This is a genomic window from bacterium, assembly GCA_040753555.1.
Lineage (GTDB): Bacteria > UBA9089 > UBA9088 > UBA9088 > UBA9088 > JBFLYE01.
The window spans coordinates 1-2,791 of the sequence record JBFMDZ010000240.1 but is presented as its reverse complement, the minus strand read 5'-3'; the positions used below and the strand labels follow the sequence as shown (position 1 = coordinate 2,791).

Annotated in this window: 2 protein-coding genes; both read left to right on the top strand. The window is 33.9% G+C overall.

What is annotated here, in order from left to right:
• The coding region (locus AB1630_11945) for a T9SS type A sorting domain-containing protein (GenBank protein MEW6104504.1) at positions 1-558 on the top strand (558 nt) is incomplete at its 5' end.
• Positions 559-609: 51 nt separating this feature from the next.
• On the top strand, positions 610-2,454 hold the full coding sequence (locus tag AB1630_11940) for a DUF2723 domain-containing protein (GenBank protein MEW6104503.1): 1,845 nt from the start codon (positions 610-612) through the stop codon (positions 2,452-2,454).
• Positions 2,455-2,791: the final 337 nt, after the last annotated feature.

Sequence of the window (2,791 nt, the reverse complement as noted above, 5' to 3'; positions counted from 1 at the left end):
AATGATTCTCTTACAATAGACATTTCAGCTGACAACCAAAACCTTGCCTTAATGAACCTAAGGATTGAATATGACAAAACAAAGCTAAGCTTAACAAACGAAAAAGATGAATTCTTTATGGGAACAACTGGAAAAACCCTCATCTTTAAGGCAATCTTAGAAGAGCTAGACACAACCATAAAGATTATCCCAATATCAGCAAGGGATATTGCAAACAAAGAAATGCAATCACAAGCAATCTCATTAACCATAAACTCGGAAACCCCACAAATCTCAGAGCTTCTCCAATCCTATCCAAATCCAGCAAACAATTCCTGCTACATTCCCTTTAAGCTAGCAAAGGATGCCAATGTCTCCCTTAATATCTACAACATCCTCGGACAGAAGGTAAGAACAATAGAGGTAGGAAACAAACCCAAAGGCTCATATACCCAAAAAGATAGGGCAATCCCCTTTGACCTAAAGAATGACAATAACCAACCCCTTTCCTCAGGCCTATACTTCTATAAACTAAAGGCAGATGATTTCTCTGCCATAAAATCCCTTGTTATAAGATAAGCTTTAAATTTTAAGCTTGCTTTTTAATTAACGGGTAGATATAATAGGGTTGTGAGAAAAAAAGACGATCTGCCAATCCCTCTTAAGGCAATAGATTACATATTTGGCATTCTTGTTTTCTTTGTCTCTTTTGGGGTTTATTTGCATACCCTAGCCCCCACTGTAACAAGTGGAGATGTAGGCGATCATATTGTATGCGCTTGGCTTTTAAGCATTCCACATCCTACAGGTTATCCTCTTTATATGATGCTTGGACATCTGTTTTGTTTGCTTCCCATAGGAAATCTCGCATATAGAATGAATTTTCTTTCTGCCCTTTTTGCTTCTCTTTCCGTAATGCTCCTCTTTTTTTCAGGAAGAAAATTAAATCTTAGCCTTTTTTTTTCCTGTTTTTCCTCTTTTCTCTTTGGATTTTCTTGGGTTTTTTGGTCACAGGCATTAGTTGCTGAGGTCTATACATTAAACATATTTCTCATCAGCTTAATCGTATCTTTGCTTCTCAACCTTAAAGAAAGAAAGAGCCTTTTGCTTCTTGGTTTTCTATTTGGTATAGGACTTTCCCATCACCTCTCTATCTCTTTTATTATTCCAGGCACAATACTCTTTATCATTATGAGAAAAAAGCCTTTTGAGATTAAACAAATAGTTCTCTCATCATTTTTTCTTATTATAGGCATCCTTTTATGGCTCTATCTTCCTATTGCATCATTAGATAATCCATACCTTGCCTGGGGAAGCATTAAAGGAATAAAAGAGCTATTCTATTTTGCAACTGGCCGTGAATTTACCCAGCATCATCTTCTTAACTTTTGTTCTAAAGATGAGATAAAATGGTTTTTCTATCTTTTCTTTGACCAATTCTTATTTCTTTTTTTAATTGGCCTTTTTGGCCTTTTTTGCATGGCAAAGAAAAAATTTGGGCTATTTGTTTTCTTTTTTACAACTATAGTTATAAACCTCATTTTTGCCCTTCATTATCATATCTACGATATAGAGGTTTATTATCTTCCAACCTTTTTTATCCTTTCCCTTCTGATTGGCTATGGCACAAATGAGATATTTAAGATGCTTAAAAAAAGGGTATTTGTCACAATAGGCTCTTTTTTTCTTATAATTATTCTCCTTGTTTTATTTTTAAGAGACCTTCCCTCAGTCAATATGAGAGATTATTACTCTATCTATGATTATGGAATGGTTATTTTAAAGACAGTGCCAGATAAGAAAGTTTTGTTTGACACATCCCATGTCGGCTACTTTTCTTTATGGTATCTTTTGGTATGTGAAGAAGTAGAAAGAGAGGTTTGTGTTATTCCCGAGGGATGGCTTTCTAAGCCATGGACAATAGAGGGATTTAAGAAAAAGCATCAATGGTTTAGAGAAGCATTAAAGGATGAGCCTAAAGATGAATACGGCATTTATACAAATGTCCAATCAGTATATGAAAATATCTTAAGAAATAACCAAGAAACTTCTGTTTATTATGTATATGGTCCAATACTAAAAAATCCTTCCAGTCCAATTACCGAAGAAGGGATTGTATTTAAACATCAGGGTAATCCCAATAAGGTTTTTGCATATATTTATAGAAACACAAAAAGAAAATATAAAGACTATTGGGCAAGGGTAGGTGCTTCTGTTTTCCATAATAATCTGGGAGGCTATTATTATCGGCTAGGAAAATACAAAGAGGCTCTTTTGCAATTTGAAATATCCGCCTTGGCAGATCCAAAAAATATAAGCCTTTTAACCAATCTTGGAATTATCTATTATCTTACAAAAGACTATAATAAAGCATCCTCTGTTTTTGAAAAGATATTGAAATTTGATCCAAATAATACCAATTCTAAACAGATGCTTGAGGAATGCAAAAAAGTGATTGACAAAAATAAAAAATGATATTATGCTTTTTCCACAATGTTTAGAAATATAAATTTAGCAGCAGTTCAGAGAGAGAGTAACTCACTTAAAGGGTTTTTACCCAGCCCTTATAGAGGGCTGGATTTATATAAAATTTACAAAAGCAACGGCAAAATTAAGTCGTTGCTATTTTATTTAGGAGGTAATGTGAAATGAGAAAGTCAATTTTGGGATGTTTGATGGCTTTAGGGTAGAAATTCCCCAATTTTACTAAAACCTTTCATAGGGCTTAAATTTATGGTTATTGAAAAATATTAGAATAATCCTCCCCCTTTCCCCCTTTAGCGAAGCGAGAACTCTATTTTTATTGTGCTTT